A 23,004-nucleotide genomic window follows, 5' to 3' on the forward strand; every position below is an offset into this window, starting at 1 on the left:
CATGAAGCGACGTATCCTCGTTCTCCTCGGCACCCGTCCTGAAGCCATCAAGCTGGCCCCGGTCATCATGGCCCTGCGCAAGCGCGAAGCGGACTTCGAAACGGTGGTGTGCTCGACGGGACAGCACCGCGAGATGCTCGACCAGGCCATGAATGCCTTCGGCCTGAAAACAGATATTGATCTGGGATTGATGACACCGGGGCAAACGCTGGCAGGCATCAGCAGTCTCGCATTTGCTGCGATTGACCGCGTGCTCGAGGAGGTCAAACCTGATGCCATCCTCGTGCAAGGCGACACCACCACTGCCATGTGCGGCGCCATGTGCGGGTTCTACCGCCGCATCGTGGTCGGCCATGTGGAAGCCGGCCTGCGCACGGGGCAAATCTATTCGCCGTTCCCCGAAGAGGTGAACCGCAGCATCATTACCAAAGTAGCTTCCCTGCACTTCGTGCCCACCGAGAGGTCCGCGGAAAATCTCCGCCGTGAAGGTGTGTCAGAGAGTCAGATTCATCTCACGGGAAATACTGTCGTGGACGCGCTGCAGTGGGTGCGAGCCGGACTTCCCAAGGAGGCTCCTGCGGAGGTGCCCGCGCACGTGGCAGCGGATCTCCAGGTGAAACGCCTGTTGCTGGTCACGGGACATCGTCGCGAATCGTTCGGAGAAGGCATGGCCTCCATGTGCCGTGCCCTGCGTGCCCTGGCGGATCGGCATGAGGACGCGGTGATTGTCTATCCGGTGCACCTCAATCCCAATGTGCGGCAGCAGGTCTTCACCATCCTAAAGGACCACCCCCGCGTCCATCTGCTGGAACCGGTGAGCTACCCCACCCTGCTGTGGTTGATGGAACACTCCACGCTCATCTTGAGTGACAGCGGCGGCATTCAGGAAGAGGCACCCAGCTTCGGCAAACCATTGCTCGTCCTGCGCGACACCACGGAACGCCCCGAAGTGATCGATGCCGGGTGCGCGATGCTCGTGGGCACGGACGAGGCACGCATCGTCGCTGAGGCAAACCGACTCCTTGAAGACGCCGATGCCTACGCCACCATGGCCAATCGCAAGAACCCCTTCGGTGACGGCACGGCGTCAGAAAAGATTGCCACCGCACTCCAGCGCATGGTCTGGAGCATCGCCCCACTGGCGGCATTGACCCAAAAGTTCATTCTCCAGGCATGCGCCACGAATCACTGGTAATAGAAGCCGGCCGCACGGAAGCCCACTACTGGCGCGACCTGTGGCGCTATCGCGAACTCTTTGGTTTCCTGGCGTGGCGCGATGTGCTGGTGCGCTACAAGCAGACCGTCGTGGGCATCGCCTGGGCGGTGCTGCGCCCCCTGCTCACCACGCTGATTCTGGTCTTCGCCTTCGGGAAGATTGCCGGGCTCCCCTCCAATGGTGTGCCCTATCCCATCCTCGTGCTCGCTGGAAATATCCCCTGGGTTTTCTTTGCCAGCTCGCTGGGGGAGTCGAGCCAGAGCCTGATTGGAAATTCGAATCTCATCTCGAAGATCTACTTTCCACGCATGATCCTGCCTGCGAGCGCGGTGATCGTAGCGCTCATCGACTGCCTCATTTGCCTCGGCATTCTGCCAGTCTTCATGGCGGCGTACGGATACTGGCCCACGTGGCGGCTCATCACCCTTCCCATCTTCATTCTTCTGGCACTGATCGCAGCTCTGGGACCGGGCCTGCTGGTGACTGCGTTGAATGTGAAGTACCGCGATTTCAGGTACGTCATTCCCTTCGTCATGCAATTCGGCCTCTATGTGTCGCCTGTAGGTTTCTCAAGCTCTGTCATCGGCGAGAAGTTCGGGGCCGGATGGCAGATGGTCTATTCGCTGAATCCGATGGTAGGTGTCATCGATGGTTTCCGCTGGGCAGTGTGCCAGTCTGCGCCAGTGCATCTGCCCAGTTTCTGCATCTCCACCGCTTTGAGCTTCATCATGCTTGTGTGGGGCGTCAGCTATTTTCGAAAGACAGAACGCACCTTTGCTGATGTCATTTAATCGTCCCGCTCCGCTTGCAGCACACACCCTCCAGTGAGGCTTCAAATGCCGGACAGACAACATCGACCAAAGAACAGGCCCTCTCGCGATGGAAGCGGTTCGGACTGCTGACCCTTCTGCAAGGAGGGATTCAGGCCATCAGCATTGGAACCGGGTTCCTTCTAGTCCGGTGGCTCACCAAAACAGAGTTCGCGTGGTACACTTTGGGCAACTCGAGCACGGCGGTCTTCACCACCTTGGTGGACCCGGGCACCGGGCTTGGCATGCAGTCCGTAGGCGGGAGGGCAGTTGGGGAGACTGCGCGGTTCCGGCAGGCTCTCGCATCAGTGCTGAGCCTGCGCTGGCGGCTGGGCTGGGTGTCGGCACTGCTGGCGCTGCCAATTCCCTTCTGGTTGCTGCTGGAGAACGAAGCACCGCTCTCCATCGCTGTTGCCATTCTGGGAGCGAACATTCTTGGGTTCTTCGCCGTTCTCACCAACAGTTCGCTCAGTGCCGCACTCAAGCTACAAGGCCGCTTTCGGCAGGCGCTGCTTTCAGACTTCGTCGGCGTCATCGCAAGGTTGCTCCTGGTGGGAGCTGCAGCCTTGTTCTGGCTGGATGCCATCACGGCAACGCTGGCAGCCGTCGTCGGCGTGACGTGGCAGTATCTGATTCTAAGGCATGCTTCCACAGAATGGCGCGAGGGACAGCCTCAACCTTCACCCGACGATCAGGCGCTGCTTCTCCAGCAGGTGGGCGCCATGCGATTCTACAACCTGTTCCAGTTCATCCAGGGGCAGGTGGGTGTGTGGCTGCTGAGCATCACGGCCAACGTCGCGGCCGTGGCCGACTTCGGCGCGCTGAGCCGGCTCGGCTCGGTGTTCGCTGCATTGGCACTGTTGTATTACCAGTTGGTCATCCCTACTCTCTCGCGCAGCCAGACTCCTCGCATTCTCGCTGGCAGATTGGCACTCTCCGCCGCGGCGTATGTTGCAGCCCTCGCCGCCTTCACGGTGATAGGGTGGCTTGCCGCCGATTGGATACTCTGGCTTTTTGGCTCAGCGTATACGCATCTCGCAAAGGAAGTACCCTGGATGATCGCTCATCTGGGACTCTATTCTTTCACCGTCATTCTGTGGTGGTTCAATACATCCCGCGGATGGGTGCATCTCGCGCGGCTCAATCCTCCTTTCACCGTTCTGGCTCAAGCAGGAGCCTATTTCGCTTTGCGGCCGGACAGCGTACTGGAGATCATCTGGTTTTCCATGGCAGCTCTTGTGCCGTCTCTCGTCCTTGGTTTGGCAGCGGGGATGTCTGGATTCAGAAAGATGGCGGGCATTCCCAAAGCTTCCCCTAAAGATGTCTGAACCCATTATCCAGGTAGAAAATCTCAGCAAGAGATACCAAATCAAACACCAGTCTGGTGAGCGATATACGGCGTTGAGAGATGTGCTGGCAAGAAAGGTGAAGAACCTTTTTTCAAGCGCAACCAGTGGACACCAGAACTCCACAAGCGAAGATTTTTGGGCACTCAAGGATGTTTCTTTCCAGGTAAACCAGGGAGATGTTGTCGGGATCATTGGAAGGAACGGAGCGGGCAAGTCCACCCTCCTCAAGATTCTGAGCCGGATCACTGCGCCCACCGAAGGACGCATCACACTCGGTGGCCGCGTGGCGAGCTTGCTGGAAGTAGGAACTGGGTTTCATCCTGAGTTGACCGGCCGGGAAAACATCTTTCTCAATGGTGCGATACTGGGCATGACCAAGGCGGAGATACGCAGCAAGTTTGATGAAATCGTCGAGTTCGCTGCCGTGGAGAAGTTTCTCGACACGCCAGTCAAGCGATACAGCAGTGGCATGTACGTGCGTCTGGCGTTTGCCGTGGCCGCGCATCTGGAGCCGGAAATTCTGGTCGTGGACGAAGTTCTGGCCGTTGGAGACGCCCAGTTTCAGAAAAAATGCCTCGGGAGGATGTCGGCCGTGGCGCAGGGAGGAAAGACCGTGCTGTTCGTGAGCCACAATATGGCGGCAATCCAATCCCTATGCACGAGAGCCATTTATCTGGACAGAGGAGTCATCAGGCAGACCGGACCCATCGGAGACGTGCTCAAGGTCTACATGGCCAACATTCAGAATAACGGGGCTGGATCCAGCGGCGACAGCATGAACTTGGGTCCGGGGCTGAAAATTCGGGACCTCACGATCGCTGAAGGAGGTGTTGTTTCCGGAGAAGGCACTTCGTTCCGGATTGTTCTGCAGGTTCTGCGTCCGATGACGATTCAGCAATCCGCATTGCTCATTTTTTGTGAAGCCGGGACTCGTGTCGCCATGCTCGATTTGCGATCCGTCGGAGTAGAGAACCTGCCAGTCACCGAAGGAACCCTCGCGGTTGAAGGCAGCATCGCCACGGTACCCCTGATAGAGGGTGACTATCGTGTCGGCATGTGGCTCGCCACTGACCAATACTATGGAAACTATCTGGATTTGACCTCTTTCCATGTGTCAGGGAGATCTCTGAGCAGCGACTTCATCCCACTTCCTGCATCGGAGCGGGGCTACGTGGAAATGCCTTTCCAAGCCATGCTCACTCAAACCGGCAATCCCTGAAGCCTTGAATCACAATGCGGCGTGGACAAATCAAGTGCTGGCTATACGGATGCGGCCCCGGGATCTCAGGATCCTACATCTACTTCGGAACGAGGTTCCACTTTCCCAAGCACAGCTAGGATGCCGCACACCGAAATACACACTGCCATCTTGCCGGCACTGAGGCAGGGAACACTCCAGGGGATGAGCTCCCAATTTCCCAAGCTTCTGTATTTTGGTGATGTGCCTGTGGAGTCTTCCTATCATGGATCGGCATTGCTATATCGACTCCTTGAGGACTACCCTCGCGACCGGCTGATGCTTCTGGAATGCGCCCCCGCACCATCAGTTCCCGGGCGCAGGCTCCCTGACGCCACTTATGAACATCTCCCAGCGGGACCCCTCGTCACCCGATTGAGGCACAGCCGACTGCATCGCTGGGCTGGGATGTACTTGATTTACACACAGGGTCGGCTCGTCAGAAGGGCAACATCCCAACTTGGGAGTTTCAAGCCAGATGCCGTCCTTACCGTGGCTCACGACTACGCGTGGTTGGCAGCGGCCCACTTTGCCCGACAGCGCGGCCTCCATCTGCATTTGATCGTCCATGACGACTGGCCCTCCGCGACGCCAGTACTTCCCGCCATTCGCCCCATGCTTCATCGCCGCTTTGGCCAGATCTATGGTCAGGCGGCATCAAGACTCTGCGTCTCCCCGACCATGGAGTCAGAATACATGCGTCGCTATGGAGTACCAGGAGCTGTGCTCTATCCATCGCGGGCTTCGGACCTCATTTCGTTCGATTCGCCTCCACCACCGCCACCACCAGGCAAACGCCCCTTTTGTGTCGGCTACGCGGGTTCACTTGTATCCCCGTCGTATGTGAAGACACTCCGACTCCTGGCGGGCGCGCTGGAGGAAATCGGAGGACGACTGCATCTCTATGGCCCTTTCTCCACTGAAGACGCAACCCTGATGGGGCTCAATCGTGCCAACGTTGCCATTCGCGGGCTCATTCCATCAAAAGCAATCGTGCACATGTTGCGTGAAGAATGCGACGCTCTGGTGGTTCCCATGTCTTTCGACCCGGAAGAATTGGAACCCATGCGTCTGAATTTCCCCAGCAAACTGACAGACTGCTCGGCAACCGGTCTGCCAATCCTCGTCGTGGGACCGCCAGCCACCTCCGCTGTGCAGTGGGCGGACGAACATCCTGGGGTGGCGCTGACAGTGACTCGCAACGTGCCAGAGTTAATCCTGGAAGCAGTGAAAACGCTCGCAAGCGATCCGGAGCTACGCATGAAGCTGGGACGCACCGCGGCCGAGGTTGGAGCGAGGCAATTTTCCGCAGCAGCTGCGCAGCACAAGTTTCAAGATGCCTTGCTTGGCGCACACAATGGATCAACCCATGTCAATTGAACGCCATGCGAGCTGAACTTTTCTACAACCCTCTGCTTCAGCTGGAGCGCCTTGGACAGCAGGCAACAAGATGGCGACGCGTACGCAGGATGTGCAGGGATATGAGCTTCATGCACTGCGAGGTGCGCCTGACTGTCTGAAGCATGCACACGCGGCGCGCGCAGAAGTGAGCTTTGGTGATTTCCATTCGGGTCAGTGCCGGTTTGAATAGTAGTCCGCTTTTCTCACAGAGCATGGATACCGCCTCCATGCTTTGGACCATGGCACGCACATCGTACAAGCGCTGGTGCAAACGGATGCACCTTTTTGCGACAACCGTCCCAATGAGAATTTATTCCGCAGTCCGCCATTCCTCGGATCCAAGCTTGTTCTATGGCTCACTCTGGACCGGCAACTTCCACCCCGCTCTCCGACAGCTCGGTCATGAAGTCATTGAATCCTCCGTGGATCTGCTTCCTGCCAGCCAATTCATGGGCGCCTCTCGCAAGCTGGACCGCGAGGAGACCGAAATCCGTGCGAACATCACGCAACAGATTCTCGATGATCTGCGCCGCGCACATGCTGCAGCGCCCATCGATCTTTTTCTGAGTTATTTTTACAACTCGCACTTCGACCCTGCAGGCTTTGCGGAGATCCGTCGCATGGGAATTCCTTCGGTGAATTTCTACTGCAATAGCATCTGTCAATTCGATCTTGTAGCAGATGTCGCAGCAAAGGCAGACTTTGCCTGGCACGCAGAAAAGAACGCAAAAGCATTGTATCAGCGGGTCGGTGCCACCCCCATCTGGGTGCAGATGGGTGCAGATCCTGAAGTCTACCGCCCCGTCACCGACGTCTCCCGCAAGGCGGACGCATGTTTCGTAGGGATGCGATACGCTGACCGTCACCGATGGATGGCCGCCCTGATACGCGCGGAAATTCCGGTGGAGATATATGGCCCTGGGTGGGGCGCCCCCGTTGCACAGCAATCGCCACCACCCCCTCAGGACGGTGAAGCCCCAAAAAAACGGCACCACGTCAAACCACGGCAGCTCTCCAGTTATCTGACATTAGTGACGAAGCACATGCAGCGCTACGGCATCGTCGGGGGGCTGAGCAGAATCTGGAAACAGTACGCACAACGCGAGGAAGACCGGCAGGTGCTTCCTCTCTTCACGCCGTATGCGAAAGGAAGCATCCCGTTTGATAAAGTTTGCGAGGTATTCTCCGAGCACGAGGTCATCTTGAATTTCAGCAATGTATGGGCAGATGACCAGCCAGGTTCCGAGCTCATCCCTCACGTTCGACTTCGCGACTTCGAGGCCCCGATGTGTCGCACCTGCTACCTCACCGGATACACAGATGAAATCACCGAATTCTACGAGGTAGGCAGGGAAATTGATACTTATTCCTCCGAAGCCGAGCTGGTGGAGAAAACAAGGTACTACTTGGAAAATCCAGAGGCAGCCGAACGCCTGCGGGAGGCCGGCTGGCAACGCGCCAGGCGGGACCACACGTGGGCGCGACGCTTTGAGGAACTGTTTCGAAAGACAGGCTTGGGAATATCCTGAGCCTCTCCGTGCACGAAACGGCCACAGTTCCAACGCAGTTCATGCTCTTCTCGGTCATCATACCCACTTACAACCGGGAACAATATCTCCGGGATACTCTGGCCTCCGTCCTGCAGCAGACATTCAATGACTTCGAAATCATCGTCGTCGATGATGGATCCACGGATGGCACGGTCGCCTATCTCTCTTCATTAAAGGGGAAGCTCACCCTGATCCAGCAGTCAAATGCAGGCCCCGGGGCCGCGCGCAATCTGGGAATGCAGCATGCCACAGGCGAATATCTGGCGTTTCTCGACAGCGACGATCTCTGGTTCCCCTGGACCCTTGAGACCTATGCTGAAGTCATCCGGACAGCATCCAAGCCTGCGTTCATCGCAGGTAAACCACTGCTCTTTCGCTCCGAGGCAGAGCTGGCCCAAGCGTCGGCGCAGCCCACGACGATCCTCCAATTTAGGGACTATCTTGCCACGAACCATGAGTGGCGCTGGTTGGGTGCTTCTGCTTTCGTGGTGAGGCGGGATGCGGCTCTCGGCTGCGGCGGCTTTGCCCAAAAGAACATGAACGCTGAAGATGCCGACCTGGCCCTCAAACTCGGCACGGCGCCGGGATTCGTGCAAGTCGGAGGACCTGCGACACTCGCTTATCGCGAACATGCTGCCAATATCACCATGGTCTTGGAAAAGACCCTCACCGGTCTTTGGTACATCATCAACACTGAAAATGCAGGTGGTTATCCAGGCGGCGCAGAACGTGCCAGGGAGCGCTGGCGCATCATCAGCTACCATGTGCGTCCCATCCTGCTGACCTGCCTGCAGACTGGAGACAAGCGAGCCGAGGCGTGGCGGATGTATCGGGCCACGCTACGATGGCACTTGGCCACCAGCAGATGGAAATTTTTGCTCGGCTTCCCACTGAAAGCCGTCCGCAGCGCGCGAAGGTCCTCTGCACCGGCTCTTGTATGAAAGGGCACAGAATCTCGCGTTGGAGTGAACCTCCCGCCAGACACGACATCTCGACACTTCGTTCACGACTCCTCCTCCAAGCACGTCAAGTATGATCAAAGAACGGCTTAGAACACTGGTTAGAGAGCATCCAGCCCTTCGCTCACCTGCCCTGGCCTTTTTGGATTTGGTATACTTGTGCAGGACACTGATATCCAAAATAACCCGTCGCGCTGTCATCAATCGCTATCTGGAGAGCCATCAAAAACGGGGCCTGCACTTGGGCTGTGGAGCGAATGTGATTCCAGAGTGGCTCAATACCGAGCTGACTGTTGCGCATTCGGGCTCGGTGTTTCTCGATGCCACCAAGCCATTCCCGCTGCCGGACAGCTCACTGGACTATGTATTCAGCGAACATATGATTGAGCATGTACCTCATGCTCAAGGCATGCACCTGTTGCGGGAGAGTTTTCGCGTGCTCAAACCGGGCGCGCATATCCGCATCGCAACTCCCGATCTGCAGGTCATCCTGGGCCTCCACTCAGTGGAGCCAAACTCGGAAGGCGGAGAATATGTGCAATGGTTCACTGGGCGGCATCTCCATGAATTTGGCGGCAAGGGATCGGCCGCTGTCATCAATTGTTTCTTCTACAGTTGGGGACACCGTTTCATTTATGATCGGGCCAACCTCGAATCATCATTCCGCGAAGCAGGGTTTGAAGCCCTGGAATGGTGCACGGTCGGACAAAGTAGTCACGAGGGACTTCGCAACTTGGAACATCATGGCGACGCTTCCGGAAGCGCGCGTTGGAACATTTTCGAGACCATGATCCTGGAGGGCCGGAAACCCCTAAAATGATGCCAACGCGTTTCCCGCTGCCTATCGCGAGACTTTTTACGACTTATGGCCGGACAAACGCCTAGTGTAACGATTCTGTTCATCACGCGAAATCGGATGGACGATCTCCGTCGGGCAGTGCAATCCGCCCTGAGCCAGGATATCGAGTGCGAAATCCTGGTCCTGGACGATGCCTCTACCGACGCCACGGTGGCCATGATGCGGAGCGAGTTTCCCTCGGTGTCGTTAGTTGAAGCGCAGCAACCTCTTGGAGTGTGTGCGCAACGCAATCGAGGTGCCCTCCTCGCCAAGGGTGAAATCATCGTGTCGATTGATGATGACGCAGAATTTTCCACCCCGCACATTGTAAGGCAGACCCTGGCTGACTTCAGACACCCGCGTGTTGCGGCCGTGTGGATTCCCTACAAGGACATCCGAATCAGCCCTGAGTTAAAGTCTCCCACGCCACCCGAGCCGGGGGATTGGGTGGTCGCGTCGTTCGTGGGCACGGCATGTGCTTTTCGGCGCGATCTGTTTCTCCGAATGGGCGGATATCAAGAACTGCTCTTCCGCGAAACTGAAGAACGCGAACTTTGCGTACACTTCCTGAACTTCGGATATGTCACGCTGCTCGGCTCGGCAGATGTCATCTTGCACTACATGTCACCTGTCCGCGATGCCGGACGGAATCGGATGTGGCAGCGGCGAAACGATGTGTGTCATGCAATATGGAACGTCCCCTTTCCCGACCTGCTCTACCATCTGCCGGGGACCATCCTCAATGGATTGCGGTTTGGTCTGACGCACGACTGTCTCCCCCAGACTATCAGTGGGTACTTCCGCGCCATCCCCCTCGTATGGCGGACAAGGCACCTGCGGCATCCAATTTCCAGCAAGATTTATCGTCTCGCTCGGCGCTTGAACCGTAACAAAGTTCTGTCCCTTAACGAGGTATGCCAGGAACTTGGCCCCATGGGAGAGTGGCAGGGCTCAGGCAGCGGCCCTCAACCAAAACAATTCCCGGATACCGATTTAAGCGGTAATATATCTGCCAGAGGCTCGAATCCATGAATCTCTCCAATCTGGTCACACTGCTCACTCGAAAAGCCAAGTTCGAGCTGGCAGGTCTGCGTGCGGCGCTCGTCTACCCCTTCCGAAAGAAGGAGCTGATAGACCGCCTTTCGCAGGCGATGTGCAATGTCAACATTGAGACGACCAACATCTGCAACGCCAAGTGTGTTTTTTGCGCCTACCAGTACCAGACGCGGGCCACAGGGGTTATGGACATGGGCCTTTTCCGCAAGATCATCAAGGAGTTCGTGGAATGCGGTGGCGGGAATCTGGGCTTCACGCCTACCGTGGGCGAACCGCTCGTGGATAAACACATCATTGAGCGCATTCGCTACGCGCGCCGCCATCCCGAGATCAAGAGCATCTCGATGTTTTCGAACATGCTCAGCCTTCACAAGCTGGGAGCCGAAGCGCTGGCTACTTCAGGGCTGAGTGCACTCACAGTCTCAACCTCGGGCTTCGACCGGGAGATGTACCTTCGGGTGTACCGCACGACCATGTATGAGCGGATGCTTGAGAACGTCATTGAATTCGCCGAGGTGAACAATCGGCTCGGCAGGCCGGTGAACTTTACGGTGGACATGCGAGTGGATCGCCCCCTTCACGAAGTGCTTTCCTATCCCGACTACCACAAGGTGGCAGCAGTCGTAGGGGTTGAGAATATTGGTGTGAAATTCCGCTACGATTCTTGGGGCGGGAAGATCACGCAGGAAGAACTGACGGGCAATATGAAGCTCCGCCGGAATCTACGGCCTCGTTGGAGCCCCTGCACTGAACTGTTCATGGGGCCGATGGTTTACTGGGACGGCAAGGTGGGAGGATGCAACTGCCGCGACGTGGACGCGAGCGAATTGGTCGTCGGAAACGTGCGCAACCAGCACCTCGCGGATATCTGGTTCGGACCGGAACTCAAACGCCTGCGCGAGGAATTCACCACGTCCAAGATCAAGAATCTGTGCAAGTCCTGCACGCACTACAATCACCTCTCCCTCTACTTGAGAAAGGACAATGCTGCCGTGCTGGAGGCATTCAAGCCCTGCCAGCGCCCCATTTCAAAAGACGCTGAGAAGGAGAATGAGCAGGCTGCTGTCACTTGAAGCTGGGTCAAGCCGGTGTGGGGACCGAGCGCTGACTGATTAAATCTCATGTCGGCCACGTTTCGCTCCAGCCAACCTGGTTGATGTGTCCCAGAGTCCTTTCTACGAAAGAGCGGCAAAATGACAGCGTGTGCAAAAACTGTGCTGGATGATCGTGGTCATGTGAGCGCAGGCTCACCCCCCTCCCCTTCCAGGGAAAGTTGGGTGGTGTGCCAGCTTGGAGCCCGCATGCACTATGCAGTGCCAAGGATGCTGGCCCAAGCCGGCAAACTGGAGCGCTTCTATACGGACTTGTATGGTGGAATGGATTGGGGCAGCGTTTTTCGAAGGCTTCCGAAGGCATGGCAGAGCTCAGGCATACGTCGGCTCACGGGACGCATAGCTTCTGGCCTGCCCCAGAAACAGGTCTATCCGCAATCGGTCTTTGGTGCACTGTACTACCTTCGGCGACGGACCGCGCGCGATACGAACAAGATGAGTGCTGTCCACCTGTGGGCAGGCAGGGCCTTTGGTGATCGCGTCGTCAGCCAGGGCTTCGGCAATGCCACCGCCATCTATACCTTCAACACTGCCGGATTCGAAATCTTGAAAGCTGCACGCTCTCAGGGACTCTTCACTGTCGTGGAACAAACCATCGTGCCCCGCGCGGTGGAGGACACCCTTCTGAAAACAGAGCATGCACGCCACCCTGGGTGGGAACCAGATAAGAAGTTCGGCTCCGCCGCCGAGATGACGGCGCGTCGTGAGGCTGAAGAATGGGCTCTCGCAGACCTCATTGTATGTGGCAGTGAATTCGTTCGTGATGGAATCGCTCAGTGCGGCGGCCCGGTGGATCGATGCGCGGTTGTTCCCTACGGTGTAGATGCACACTTTGCCGCCTCACCCGCACACCACGAATCTGGGCCGCTAAGAGTCCTCACGGTGGGGGAACTCGGATTGCGCAAGGGTGCGTCCACCTGCTTGGAAGTGGCCCGCGCACTTGGCAGCGATGCCGAGTTTCGATGGGTGGGGCCCACCTCCCTTTCTGCAAAGGCCATGGCAGAGGTATCACAGGCAGTGCATCTGACCGGTGCCGTGCCCCGAACAGATGTGCGAGCTCACTATGAATGGGCCGACGTGTTTTTTCTCCCGTCCATCTGCGAAGGGTCCGCAACAGTGACATATGAGGCCCTCACCTGCGGACTTCCCGTAGTCACCACCCCGAATGCGGGCAGTACCGTCGTGGATGGCAAAACAGGATACATAGCCCCCGTAAGGGATGTCGAAATCATGGCGGCACGTTTGCGCCAACTCCACAAGGATCGCTTACTCTTGAAACAGATGAGTGCCGCAGCGAGTGAGCACTCGCAAGGCCTCTCACTTGACGCCTATCAGCAACGTCTTCTGAGCCTTCTTGAGCACAAGTTTCAGGAGTTCCGTGCACGGTGCAACCATGAGGCAATGCCTGGCTGACGGCGGTGCACCCAGGTGCTTACCACACGTCAAAAAAATCAACACCCCGTTGAGCTCCAAAGAATGATCGGACTCTGCAGCTGGCAGCGCGAATTCCGGCACGGAACCTTCAACGCTGGACTTGCCCATGTTGTGTCTCATGCGTTTCCGACCCATCCGGCTACTTTCCATGTGGAGCAGTCCCATGTGCCATTTCTCAGAGATGCGCTATCACTCAGCCGTTCGAAGCCAGGAAACTCCATCGAAGTCGTGGGTCATGACCTCGGAGCTCCTCGCACAGCACACGGCTCCCTCCAGCGCTTCAAGCTCCTGTTCAAAATGGTCCAAGCCATGCGCCGGCCGGACGTGGCATGCTGGGTATTCGCGGATATGGGAGGCTCTGCGCTCACCTTCCTGAGATACCTGATGCGTTTGGGACGTGTGACCACGCCAGTGGTTGTCATTGCCCACGCACTCTTTGAGCCCTTGGGGTGGAATTCAAGGCCGTTACCAGAGAGACTGCCGGGGCTCCGTGGTCCACACCTCCCCAATCTGCGCCTCGTCGTTCTCGAAGAACACATCACCACAGCACTGGCGCGGAATTTTCCATCCCTCTTGCGCCAGCACGACATCCGACTTTTGCCCATCCCCCTGCTGGACGTGGAATATGCCTGCACGCAACCTGTGGACGCCCACCACTTTGTGTTTCCTGGTGTGCCGGACAAGGGACTGGCAACGTTCGCAGAATTGGCCCGGGAAGTTCACGCTGTTCAGCCTCAAGCCAACTTCTCGGTTGCAGGCTTTGTCTCAGGGAATGAGGACGCCTCTGCCACAGCTCATTTGACGGACACACCCGGCTCGCCGCTTTCCATTCCTGAATACTTTCGGCGCCTCGCCGCAGCGTCATATACCATGTGGTTTTCCGTACACGATCCCAATCCCTATCAATACCGTACGAGCGGTACGATTCCGGACCTGATTGCCTGCGGCAAGCCGACACTTTTTGTTCGCAACTCGATGGTGGACTGCTACTTCCGGCGCTACGGAGCAATCGGATATAATTGCGACTCATGGCCAGCTCTGGTTCAGCGCGTCAAAGAGATGTGCATGGTGAATCCGCCAGTCATCCCTGCAGAACAGCACGCCGCAGTTGAGCGTGCACGTGAAGCACTCTTACCCCGTACCTTGGGGCCCGTTTTCCGGGATATTGTGCTTGGTCAGAAACGGGCCTCCTCCGATTGAACCCGGCGTTTTTCACCGGGTGGAGTTCACCAGCCTGTGACCGACTGCACTTCGTCGATAACGCTGCAGGCTCGAGTGATTCCACGAACAATCAGCCGCCTCAATAATGTGAAGTCCGAAGACTTCAATATCCAGCTCCCTCGTGTGACCGTGGTGACCCACTCGCCGTCACCCTATCAGGTGGAGTTATTCGATGAGGCCGCGAGAATGGGAAGTCTCCAATTGAGCGTCATTTATCTCCATGCCAGGGACAAGCAGCGTCTCTGGCAGACGACCAAACCTTTCCACGACAGCATTCTCCTGACGGACCCAAACGTGGACGTCAATGCCGTCGCACGCAGCACTGATGAAGCAGACCTTCTGGTGTTGAACTATTACAAACATCCTTTCGTAAAGCACGTACTCCAGCGTCGGAAGCGCATTCGAAAGCCCATGTGTTTCTGGGGAGAACGTCCTTTACTCCATTCTCTCTCGCCACTCAGCGGACTCTTCCGCATGTGGCGCCTTCGTGCGATTCACCTGACACACGCTCCCATCTGGGGCATTGGCTCCATGGCAGTCACTGCCTATCGCCGCGAGTTTGGCTCAGGTCATGAGTATGTGAATATTCCCTATTTTTCAAACCTGGAGAAGTTTGGAAGTGTCCCCCGGAGCCCCCTGTCGAAGGAGCGTGTGTTCTTGTTTTCTGGGATGCTTTGTCATCGGAAGGGCACGGACCTTCTTGCCCATGCGTTTGCCCGGCTGGCTGCAGAGTTCAACCATGTGCGCCTGCGAGTGGTCGGCTACGGCCCCATGGAGGCCGAGATGAAAGAGCAACTTTCCTCGTTGTCAGATCGCGTTGATTTCACCGGGTTCTGCCCTTGGGATCGTCTCCATCTGGAGTATGCGAAAGGTGACATTCTGTGTGTCCCCTCACGCCATGACGGCTGGGGCCTGGTGGTGCCGGAAGGACTTGCTGCAGGGCTGCCAGTCGTCAGCACGATTCAAACAGGCGCGGCCGTGGAGTTCATCAAACCCGGTCACAATGGCTGGCTTCATCCTCCGGGCGAAGGCGAAGGTCTGTACCGGTCCATGCGTTTGGCCGCTACTCTCACGGATGAGCAGTGGCACGACATGTCTCATAGAGCCCGTATTTCAGTGGCGCAGCACTCCCTTCAGCGTGGCGCCGCAAAGTTGATTGAATCTGCAATCGCTGCGATGCCAGGCAGGACCATTCAACCCAAAGGAAGCCCGGTCGAGAATTTCCCAATGTAGCCAAACAAGGCCGGACCCAGAGGAGTTGTCCCATTGGAAGTTTCAACACCGACGGTCCGGCTGCTAGCGCATCTGCATCCGACCAAATCAATCACGCAATCATAGACTTCCTTGCGGATACTTCACGTCACTCCTTCACTGGATACCGAAGATGGCGGACCAACCATCGCCCTTGCTCAGATGGCTGCGTCAGTCGCTGCTGAGGGCGTGGAGGTCTCAGTAGCTACCACCATCGATCGGGACGAGGCCGCCAGGCGGAACATACAGTTTGGCACCCCAGTCCACCTCGATGCGTGGACTTGCTACTTCTTCCCGCGCCACGGACGCTTTTACAAGCCTTCCCTGAGCTTGCTGAAGTGGCTTTGGCAACACATGGCGGAGTACGATCTGGTACACATCCACGCAGTATTTTCTTTTGCTCCCATTGCTGCCTGGAAAGCCGCTTTGCATGCAGGAAGGCCGTACATCGTTTCCCCACACGGGCTCCTGAACCAATGGGGAATGATTCACCGGCGCAAGCACATCAAAGCCCTCTCCTTTCGCCTGATCGAACGGCCTCTGCTTAATGCAGCTTCGGCCATTCACTACACCAGTGACGCTGAACAGCAAGAGGCCTCATTGCTCAATCTCACGGCCAGACCCTTGGTAATCCCCCTGGGTATTGACATGTCGGCATACGTGAACCTTCCCGACCGCCAGCTTTTTGAGGCGCGGTTTCCCGAGGCACAAAACCGCCAGATTGTCTTGTTCCTGTCGCGCATTGACCCCAAGAAGGGCATCGAGGTACTGCTTCAAGCGTGGAGACAACTGGCGCCTTCACATCCAAATGCGCTTTTGGTGATCGCCGGCTCCGGCACAGTGGAATATACCTCCTCTTTGAAAGCCAAAGCAGAAGAACTGGGAATAGCATCAAAGATTCTATGGACTGGGTTTCTGGGTCATGAGGAAAAGCGGATTGCCCTCGGCTCAGCAGAGATCTTCGTGCTCCCTTCGAAATCCGAGAGCTTTGGGATCGCTCTGCTTGAGGCCATGGCTGCGGGTGTGCCCTGTGTCACAACCCTGGGCGTAGCCTTGGGAGCAGAGGCCTCCGCCGTCGGCGCTGTTCAACCAGCCGATTATGAAGCTGACTCTCTTGCAGCGGCCGTTGGCAGGTTACTCGACTCCGCAGAGTTGCGCGGCAGACTGGGAATGGCAGGCAGAGAATTTGCGACCGGGAAATATTCCCTTGAAGCGATGGGGCACGCGCTCAAGGCTGCGTACCTCACTCTTGCGGTCCAGTCTGTGGCTACCACGCCATCGGTTTAGGCATCCGCATATTTACACATTACATGATACTGCTGATAAAGCTCATCGTCTCCTTGGTTTGCATCGTGCTGGCATGGAGACTGAAGCCCCTTTGGGAACATTCTGCCGCTGCCACCCCTTCATTTCGCCGGTATTGCCTGGCGGGATTTATCCTGACGAGAGTCGGCACTTTCGTCATGGTCTTTTTCGTGTTGAGAATGGGAGCGCAATCAGACATCAACTGGTACTACAACGATGCCAAAGCTGTGGAAGGCGGATTGCTTCCTCTCCGGGACTTCATGCCCATTTACGGCCCCTGGTTTTCCGTGGCCTGCGCCCTGCTCATCAAGATTTTCGACTCACCTGTTTGGCTGGTCTTCATCGCGATTGTTTTTGAATTCATCTCACTGCCTCTTTGGCTGAAGGTTGGAGACCGTTTGTTCAATCCGCGAATCTCCAATCTGGGACTGTTGTTGTATGTTTGTTCGCCCTTGAGTCTGCTCAATGTGCCCATCACCGGGCAAAACCACATCTGGTTCGCACCTTTCATCGCAGGGGGCATGCTCCTGCTCATCCGGCATCAGAGCTTTCTGTGCGGCGCGACCGTGGGAGCCTCCATCCTTGCCGTTAAGCTTCTATCCCTCATTTTCATCCCCCCATTCACGTGGGCATCGAAGAATCGCTGGGCTTGTGCAGCAGGCTTCTTTTGCGTGGTGATTCCGGGATACGGGTGGTACTTCCTGCAAGGGGCGGACATCACCAAGCTGATGAGCTTTCACTCACAGCACGGATCCTCTGGCAACCTTCCATTTCTGCTTGGGATGGCCGGGCTGGACTTTTCGCTTCCGCACTTGCGTTCGGCGGCCAACTATATTGGACTCGGGCTTTTGAGTGGTCTCTTTCTCACCGCCATGTGGAAGAAGAGAGTCGTAACCCCCTACCAGGCGCTCATCTTTCTGCCACTCCTGATGATCATCGTTCTCATCATCAGCAAGAAGTCGTTCGCATCCTATCTCGAGTGTGCCCTCTTTCCCCTGTGCCTGATTGGCGCCACATTCCCATCGAACGGCGAACGTGTCGCTCTCACCGCCATTGGCGGCCTGGCCGCTTGCGAGCCGAGCATCTGGTACCGGCTGCTCTCGAATCAGGAACTTGCTGCCTTCTGGGACAAAGACGCCGCGATCCCACTTCCCTCATGGGCATACTTTAGCGTGGCTTTCGTGGATGTGATTCTCCTCGGATCTTATGTCTACCTGGCCATCCGACTCTGGCGTCTGACTGCGAAGGACAGATTCTGTGCATGAGCCCCCTCCTGTGATCCCAGAAAATCAGACTCCAGAAATATCCATCGTGATTCCCACGCTCAATGAAGCGGGGAATCTGCCCAGGCTTGTGCCTGCAATCGCAACCGTGCTCACCGGCCGGCGGTTTGAGATCATCATTGTGGATGACAAAAGCTCCGACGGCACGCCACAGACGGCCTTGGAACTGGCCAATCGATATCCTTTACGGCTGATTGAGCGCATGCAGCCCGACGGCCTGAGCGGTGCGGTATTGAAAGGTCTGGCTGCAGCAAGGGGCGATATTGCAGTCGTGATGGATGCTGACTTCCAGCATCCCCCCGAGGCCTTGCCTCACCTGATAGAGTCTCTGGAGAAAGACGAGGCCGATTTTGTAGTCGGCTCACGGCATGTTACAGGAGCTTCCACGGATGTTACCTGGGGCACGTTCAGAAAACTCAACTCAGCCGTGGCACGGCTGCTTGCCAGACCACTTTGTGGAGATGTCAAGGATACCATGAGTGGGTTTTTCGGATTGAAGCGCCATGTCTGGAATAGCTCTGCCCAACTCGCTCCACTTGGGTACAAGATAGGTCTTGAGTTTCTCTGCAAATGCCCGGGCCTTCGCGTGCGCGAGATCCCGATTCACTTCGGCCTGCGGGAGGAGGGACAGTCCAAGCTTTCGCTCAAGCAGCAGTTTCGCTATCTTGAGCACCTCAGTCGCTTGTATGACTTCAAGTTTCCGCGATTCTCTCCAATTGCCAAATTCGTGGCCGCATTTGCGTTGACGTGGTCGATGGCCCTGCCCCTCTTCCTGGGCCTAACGGCTTTGGGGTGGCCTCCGCACATATCCTTTTCCATCGCGTTGCTCTTTAGTCACGGAGTACATGCTCTCCTGCACTGGCGGTATCTCAACACGGAAGGCGTGCCTGAGACTGTGACCCATCCCTGGGTGGGTTTCATAGGCATGATCTTCGCAGAGCTTCTCGTAGGGAATCTCACGTTGTGGTGGCTGCTGGCTGAACTCCGTGCTCCGACGCCCATAAAGATCTTCACCATAGCAACCATCGTGACGGCGGTCTGCCGGTATATGCTCCGTAAAGAGCTTCGCCACGATCTCCGTTCCCTGAAGGCGGCGCTGTCGCGATAGCCCTTCATCCTCTTTGCACTCATGACTTTCGCGGAATTCGTCTACACCGTGATTCTGGCTCCGCGCCCCCTGAAGCAGGCAGCGAATTGGTTGCTGCTGAAAATCATCCCCAAGCGGGTCAAAATCGGTTCCGCGGAGATCTGTCTGGATCCCGCGGATCCTGTCATCTCGGGAGCCGTGACTTTTGGGGTCTATGAAAGGGATGAGTTGAAGTTTTTTCAAGAACACTGCCTGCCAGGGATGGTAGTCGTGGATATCGGTGCCAATGTTGGCATCTACACGGCGCTGGCCCTCCAGCTTACCTCCCCCGCAGGCACAGTAGTCAGCATCGAGCCCAATCCACACAGCCGTGCATTTCTCGAGCAGACCATCGCCTGCAATGTGGACGGGACAGATACCAGCAGAAAAAGGAGTCACATCTGCTCATGCGCTGCGTCTGACCGCGAAGGCAGTGCCAGTTTGCACCTCAACCTTGGAAACAAAGGAGACAACAGGCTCTACGCCTCCTCCCTTTCCTCCACGGAAATTCCAATCACGGTCAGACCGCTGGACTCTATTCTCAGTGATTTGGGAATCCATGAGGTGAACCTGGTGAAAATAGACGTGCAAGGTTGCGAGCCCATGGTCATCGCGGGTGGCCTTGAAACGATCCGTCGTTCTCCGGACGTGCTGATTGTCTCGGAGTTCTGGCCCGAAGGGATCAAGTCGGCAGGCCGGGATGCCCTGGAGTATTTGCACCAACTCTCCTCACTTGGCCTCGCACTATTCACTCTGGCAAGCCGTGGCCTGTCCCCGCTTCCTGTCGAGGGTTTTTCGAAGCTCATTGCCAACCTTCCCAGCAGGCAGTACACGAACATCGTCGCAGCCAAGGGAGAACCGCTCGTCCGAATTTCAAACGCCGTATCCTGAGAGAGGAACACGTACGAAACTTCCTCCAGTCACGTTGCTGCACACCAGCGGAGAAACATGGACCTTTCCCAAATCACCCCGCTCATCATCACTTACAATGAGGAAGCCAATATAGGCCGGGTACTGGCGAAGCTCACGTGGGCCAAAGACATCGTCATTATCGACAGCGGCAGCACGGACAAAACTCTGGAGTTGGTGGCAGGGCACCCTCAAGCGCGCGTCCTCACCCGGAAGTTCGACTCATTTGCATCGCAATGTAACTTCGGCCTGACCCAAATCAGGACCCCATGGGTCCTTTCCCTGGACGCCGACTATCTCGTCGGAGATGGCTTCGAAGCTGAAGTCGACCAGCTTGATGAAAATGTGTCCGGCTACCGGGCCAATTTCTGCTACTGCATTTATGGCAAGGCCCTTCGCGGCACGTTGTATCCGCCTAGAGTGGTATTGTATCAGACCGCTAGAGCCAGCTATGAGCCTGACGGTCACGGACATCGAGTGAAGGTCTCTGGAGAACTGCACTGGCTGAGCAGCATCATTTACCACGATGACCGCAAGCCGCTGCAGCGGTGGCTGGGGTCTCAACTTGTGTACGCGGAACAGGAGGCAGAGCATCTGCTCCGCCCGCCGGCGTCCGGCCTGAATTTCGCAGACCGCCTTAGACTTCGCATCTTTGTGGCTCCCCCCCTGGTTTTTCTATACACCCTTCTGTGGAAAGGCTTGCTGCTTGATGGCTTTGCCGGCTGGCATTACGTATTTCAACGGACGCTTGCCGAGTTGATGCTTTCGCTGAAAATTCTGGATAGGAAATTACGCGGAAGTTGAGGAGGGACTCCGACGCACCTCTGAATGGAGTGGTCAGCAAACTGACACGCCAATGATTATAGGGGCGTTGTTGAGGCTGGCGCTTTTACTAAAGTGACATTGTCCAGATGAAAGAAATCTTACATGTGTCCCCTGTCATGCCCGTGGATGAGAGGCACATTGAGTTCGCGCTTGATGCAGCCGGAGTCCGCGGCTCTCTGGTTACAAGCTGGCTGCCCAAGGCGTGGGAGCATGTCGCTCTGCAACGAGCTCGTCGTCAGAATTTGTTCACTCGCCGCGCTCCGTTACAATTGATCCAGCGTCGCTTGGTCCGCCAGTTCGTTCCGGACATGCTCCGCAGCTACAAGCTAGCGACCGGACATCCTCCCATTCCGTGCCATGACGAACTGTTTCGCCGGGTCGATACCGCTTCATCGAAATTGGTCTCCGAGCAAACCTCGGCGGTCATCGGGCGCGAACTGGGCAGCCTCAAGTCATTCACACACGCCAAGGAGGCTGGAGCGACCAATATCTATCATCTGCCCACGCCGCACCACGAAACCGTCCGCACCATCCTGAAGCGTGAGAGTGCTGTCTATGGGGACATCTGCAAGTCCACGTTCGATCCCAGGGAATTCGACCCCGAACGTGTTGAAAACAAACTGGAAGAACTCCGGCTTTCAGATCACATCTGGTGTCCCTCGGCATTTGTAAAAAACTCACTCGTAGAGTCAGGCCTCAGTGAAGATCGCATCTCGGTCATCCCCTATGGCGGCGAAAGCGAGTGGCTCATGAGGCCACGCCCCCAGCCGGACGGCTCCTTCCTGTTGGTTGGCAACATTTCCGCGAGGAAAGGGGCGCACCGTCTTCTCCACGCCTGGAAAAAGCTGAAGGCACATCGGACCAACCGGCTGGTATTCATCGGCCCGATGCACCTGTCCAGTCACTTCTTGCAAGACTACAAAGGGGTATACGAGCATCTTCCCCGGATGCCGAGGTCCAAGCTGGCGCTTCACTATCTGCGGGCATCCAGCCTTGTCCTGCCTGCGCTGGCGGAAGGCTTCGCGCTGGTGATTCTCGAAGCGCTAAGCTGCGGAGCTCCCGTACTGGCGAGCCGAAATAGCGGCGCCGTGGGCTTCTTGAATGACGATGAGGCAAGATTCTTCGATGCCGGGGAGGATGAACCCTTGCTTACGGCGCTTGACTGGGCACTCACTCATCCCGGAGAATTGGAAGAGATGGGACGGGCCGGACGTAAACGGGTGGCCACATGGTCCTGGGACATGTTTGAAAATGCCGTGCTACAACAAATTCGCAGACTGAACATAGCGTGACCGCAAAGATTCTTCTGGTCATCCCGTGCTACAACGAGAGCGGACGCATCGGGCCGTTTCTTTCGGAACTTTGCGCGCTCGCAGAGCCCTTGGGGAGTACCTCCATCCTGGTGGTAGAGGACGGATCCAGCCCCGAGGAACAAGACCGTCTTCGGGAACTGGTGAATGCGACCCGGATGAAATACCCGTTCGTCAGGGAACCTCTGCTGCTCTCCTCCAACTTGGGGAAGGGTGGCGCTGTGTATGCTGGCTGGCTGGCGCATCAGAGCGAGGAATGGCTGGGCTTTGTGGATGCAGACGGCGCTTGCTCAGCCTCCGAAACAGTCCGGCTCGCCCGCCTGCTGATTGGGGGCCAGACTTCAGTAGATGCCATTTTCGCCAGCCGGATTCAGATGCTCGGGCATCGCATTCAACGGCATCTGCACAGGCACATTATTGGCCGCATTTATGCCACCATCGTGTCCATCCTTCTCGACATCCCCGTGCATGACAGCCAATGCGGCCTCAAGTTCATCCGGAGAAGCGCATATGCCCGTGTCTTTCCCACCCTTGAGGTAAAGGACTTTGGCTTCGACATTGAGTTGATGGCTGCCCTGACCGACTCGGGCGCCATCATTGAAGAGATGCCCATCGACTGGCATGAGGTCCGGGGAGGGAAGCTGCGGCTTTTCCGCGATGCACTTTGCATGCTCGGCGATGTGCTGCAGGTCCGTCGCCGGAGGCGTATGGCCTCGTGGCTTGCCCACCTGAAGGGCAGTACCGGGGCCCATCTCGAAGGGACATCCCTCTCGCGCAAACAGGGATTGCCCCCCTCCCGGAATGTCTGATAGA

20 protein-coding genes are annotated in these 23,004 nt (G+C 56.9%); all 20 read left to right on the forward strand.

The features are described from left to right. Nucleotide 1 precedes the first annotated feature (1 nt). The 20 genes from wecB (at nt 2) to DES53_RS11760 (ending at nt 23,000) form a co-directional block, all read left to right on the forward strand. Complete coding sequence (gene wecB, locus DES53_RS11665) at nt 2–1,195, forward strand: non-hydrolyzing UDP-N-acetylglucosamine 2-epimerase (protein ID WP_113958436.1); 1,194 nt, start codon at nt 2–4, stop codon at nt 1,193–1,195. After that, nucleotides 1,174–2,007: an ABC transporter permease gene (locus tag DES53_RS11670; RefSeq protein ID WP_113958437.1), complete on the forward strand. Its 834-nt coding sequence runs from the start codon at nt 1,174–1,176 to the stop codon at nt 2,005–2,007. The genes wecB and DES53_RS11670 overlap by 22 nt, the downstream gene beginning before the upstream one ends. 14 nt (nt 2,008–2,021) lie before the next feature. After that, the gene (locus tag DES53_RS11675; RefSeq protein WP_113958438.1) at nt 2,022–3,353 is read left to right on the forward strand and encodes a lipopolysaccharide biosynthesis protein; all 1,332 of its coding nucleotides are present in this window, start codon (nt 2,022–2,024) and stop codon (nt 3,351–3,353) included. Beyond that, complete coding sequence (locus tag DES53_RS11680; protein ID WP_113958439.1) at nt 3,346–4,593, forward strand: ABC transporter ATP-binding protein; 1,248 nt, start codon at nt 3,346–3,348, stop codon at nt 4,591–4,593. Before DES53_RS11675 ends, DES53_RS11680 begins: the two co-directional genes overlap by 8 nt. 954 nt (nt 4,594–5,547) lie before the next feature. Further along, on the forward strand, nt 5,548–5,991 hold the full coding sequence (locus DES53_RS33715; RefSeq protein WP_245958146.1) for a glycosyltransferase family protein: 444 nt from the start codon (nt 5,548–5,550) through the stop codon (nt 5,989–5,991). 323 nt (nt 5,992–6,314) lie between these two features. Then, nucleotides 6,315–7,541, forward strand: coding sequence for a CgeB family protein (locus tag DES53_RS11690; RefSeq protein ID WP_170157037.1), 1,227 nt, complete (start codon nt 6,315–6,317; stop codon nt 7,539–7,541). A gap of 41 nt (nt 7,542–7,582) precedes the next feature. Next, nucleotides 7,583–8,503: a glycosyltransferase family 2 protein gene (locus tag DES53_RS11695; RefSeq protein ID WP_113958442.1), complete on the forward strand. Its 921-nt coding sequence runs from the start codon at nt 7,583–7,585 to the stop codon at nt 8,501–8,503. Nucleotides 8,504–8,594: 91 nt separating this feature from the next. Continuing rightward, on the forward strand, nt 8,595–9,341 hold the full coding sequence (locus tag DES53_RS11700) for a class I SAM-dependent methyltransferase (protein WP_113958443.1): 747 nt from the start codon (nt 8,595–8,597) through the stop codon (nt 9,339–9,341). Between the two features lie 45 nt (nt 9,342–9,386). Continuing rightward, a complete protein-coding gene (locus DES53_RS11705) occupies nt 9,387–10,391 on the forward strand; it encodes a glycosyltransferase family 2 protein (RefSeq protein ID WP_113958444.1) in 1,005 nt (334 codons plus the stop codon). Continuing rightward, the gene (locus DES53_RS11710) at nt 10,388–11,488 is read left to right on the forward strand and encodes a radical SAM/SPASM domain-containing protein (RefSeq protein ID WP_113958445.1); all 1,101 of its coding nucleotides are present in this window, start codon (nt 10,388–10,390) and stop codon (nt 11,486–11,488) included. Before DES53_RS11705 ends, DES53_RS11710 begins: the two co-directional genes overlap by 4 nt. A 474-nt stretch (nt 11,489–11,962) precedes the next feature. Further along, nucleotides 11,963–12,940 carry a glycosyltransferase family 4 protein gene (locus tag DES53_RS11715; protein ID WP_170157038.1) on the forward strand — a complete coding sequence of 326 codons (978 nt, stop codon included), beginning with the start codon at nt 11,963–11,965 and terminating at the stop codon, nt 12,938–12,940. Between the two features lie 594 nt (nt 12,941–13,534). Continuing rightward, nucleotides 13,535–14,161 carry a hypothetical protein gene (locus DES53_RS32515; RefSeq protein WP_147263355.1) on the forward strand — a complete coding sequence of 209 codons (627 nt, stop codon included), beginning with the start codon at nt 13,535–13,537 and terminating at the stop codon, nt 14,159–14,161. 75 nt (nt 14,162–14,236) lie between these two features. Next, nucleotides 14,237–15,415, forward strand: coding sequence for a glycosyltransferase family 4 protein (locus tag DES53_RS11725; RefSeq protein WP_211325524.1), 1,179 nt, complete (start codon nt 14,237–14,239; stop codon nt 15,413–15,415). Nucleotides 15,416–15,526: 111 nt separating this feature from the next. Beyond that, on the forward strand, nt 15,527–16,720 hold the full coding sequence (locus tag DES53_RS11730; protein WP_170157039.1) for a glycosyltransferase: 1,194 nt from the start codon (nt 15,527–15,529) through the stop codon (nt 16,718–16,720). Nucleotides 16,721–16,743: 23 nt separating this feature from the next. Continuing rightward, entirely contained in the window at nt 16,744–18,003 is a 1,260-nt protein-coding gene (locus DES53_RS11735) for a hypothetical protein (protein WP_147263356.1), read from the forward strand. Nucleotides 18,004–18,013: 10 nt separating this feature from the next. Continuing rightward, a complete protein-coding gene (locus tag DES53_RS11740; protein WP_281270148.1) occupies nt 18,014–19,129 on the forward strand; it encodes a polyprenol monophosphomannose synthase in 1,116 nt (371 codons plus the stop codon). 21 nt (nt 19,130–19,150) lie between these two features. Next, nucleotides 19,151–20,038, forward strand: coding sequence for an FkbM family methyltransferase (locus DES53_RS11745; RefSeq protein ID WP_113958452.1), 888 nt, complete (start codon nt 19,151–19,153; stop codon nt 20,036–20,038). A gap of 57 nt (nt 20,039–20,095) precedes the next feature. Beyond that, entirely contained in the window at nt 20,096–20,860 is a 765-nt protein-coding gene (locus DES53_RS11750) for a glycosyltransferase family 2 protein (RefSeq protein ID WP_113958453.1), read from the forward strand. 107 nt (nt 20,861–20,967) lie between these two features. Next, nucleotides 20,968–22,173 carry a glycosyltransferase gene (locus tag DES53_RS11755; protein WP_113958454.1) on the forward strand — a complete coding sequence of 402 codons (1,206 nt, stop codon included), beginning with the start codon at nt 20,968–20,970 and terminating at the stop codon, nt 22,171–22,173. Next, the gene (locus tag DES53_RS11760) at nt 22,170–23,000 is read left to right on the forward strand and encodes a glycosyltransferase (RefSeq protein ID WP_113958455.1); all 831 of its coding nucleotides are present in this window, start codon (nt 22,170–22,172) and stop codon (nt 22,998–23,000) included. The genes DES53_RS11755 and DES53_RS11760 overlap by 4 nt, the downstream gene beginning before the upstream one ends. The last annotated feature ends 4 nt before the right edge of the window (nt 23,001–23,004 follow it).

Source organism: Roseimicrobium gellanilyticum, assembly GCF_003315205.1.
In the GTDB taxonomy this organism is placed as follows: domain Bacteria; phylum Verrucomicrobiota; class Verrucomicrobiia; order Verrucomicrobiales; family Verrucomicrobiaceae; genus Roseimicrobium; species Roseimicrobium gellanilyticum.

Excerpts from the sequence above, each read along its gene's own strand:
- DES53_RS11695 (WP_113958442.1), top strand. The coding sequence starts at position 7,583 with ATGCTCTTCTCGGTCATCATACCCACTTACAACCGGGAACAATATCTC.
- DES53_RS11750 (WP_113958453.1), top strand. The coding sequence starts at position 20,096 with ATGGACCTTTCCCAAATCACCCCGCTCATCATCACTTACAATGAGGAA.
- DES53_RS11755 (WP_113958454.1), top strand. The coding sequence starts at position 20,968 with ATGAAAGAAATCTTACATGTGTCCCCTGTCATGCCCGTGGATGAGAGG.
- DES53_RS11745 (WP_113958452.1), top strand. The coding sequence starts at position 19,151 with ATGACTTTCGCGGAATTCGTCTACACCGTGATTCTGGCTCCGCGCCCC.
- DES53_RS11680 (WP_113958439.1), top strand. The coding sequence starts at position 3,346 with ATGTCTGAACCCATTATCCAGGTAGAAAATCTCAGCAAGAGATACCAA.
- DES53_RS33715 (WP_245958146.1), top strand. The coding sequence starts at position 5,548 with ATGGGGCTCAATCGTGCCAACGTTGCCATTCGCGGGCTCATTCCATCA.
- DES53_RS11735 (WP_147263356.1), top strand. The coding sequence starts at position 16,744 with ATGATACTGCTGATAAAGCTCATCGTCTCCTTGGTTTGCATCGTGCTG.
- wecB (WP_113958436.1), top strand. The coding sequence starts at position 2 with ATGAAGCGACGTATCCTCGTTCTCCTCGGCACCCGTCCTGAAGCCATC.
- DES53_RS11715 (WP_170157038.1), top strand. The coding sequence starts at position 11,963 with ATGAGTGCTGTCCACCTGTGGGCAGGCAGGGCCTTTGGTGATCGCGTC.
- DES53_RS11690 (WP_170157037.1), top strand. The coding sequence starts at position 6,315 with ATGAGAATTTATTCCGCAGTCCGCCATTCCTCGGATCCAAGCTTGTTC.
- DES53_RS11710 (WP_113958445.1), top strand. The coding sequence starts at position 10,388 with ATGAATCTCTCCAATCTGGTCACACTGCTCACTCGAAAAGCCAAGTTC.
- DES53_RS11705 (WP_113958444.1), top strand. The coding sequence starts at position 9,387 with ATGGCCGGACAAACGCCTAGTGTAACGATTCTGTTCATCACGCGAAAT.
- DES53_RS11700 (WP_113958443.1), top strand. The coding sequence starts at position 8,595 with ATGATCAAAGAACGGCTTAGAACACTGGTTAGAGAGCATCCAGCCCTT.
- DES53_RS11670 (WP_113958437.1), top strand. The coding sequence starts at position 1,174 with ATGCGCCACGAATCACTGGTAATAGAAGCCGGCCGCACGGAAGCCCAC.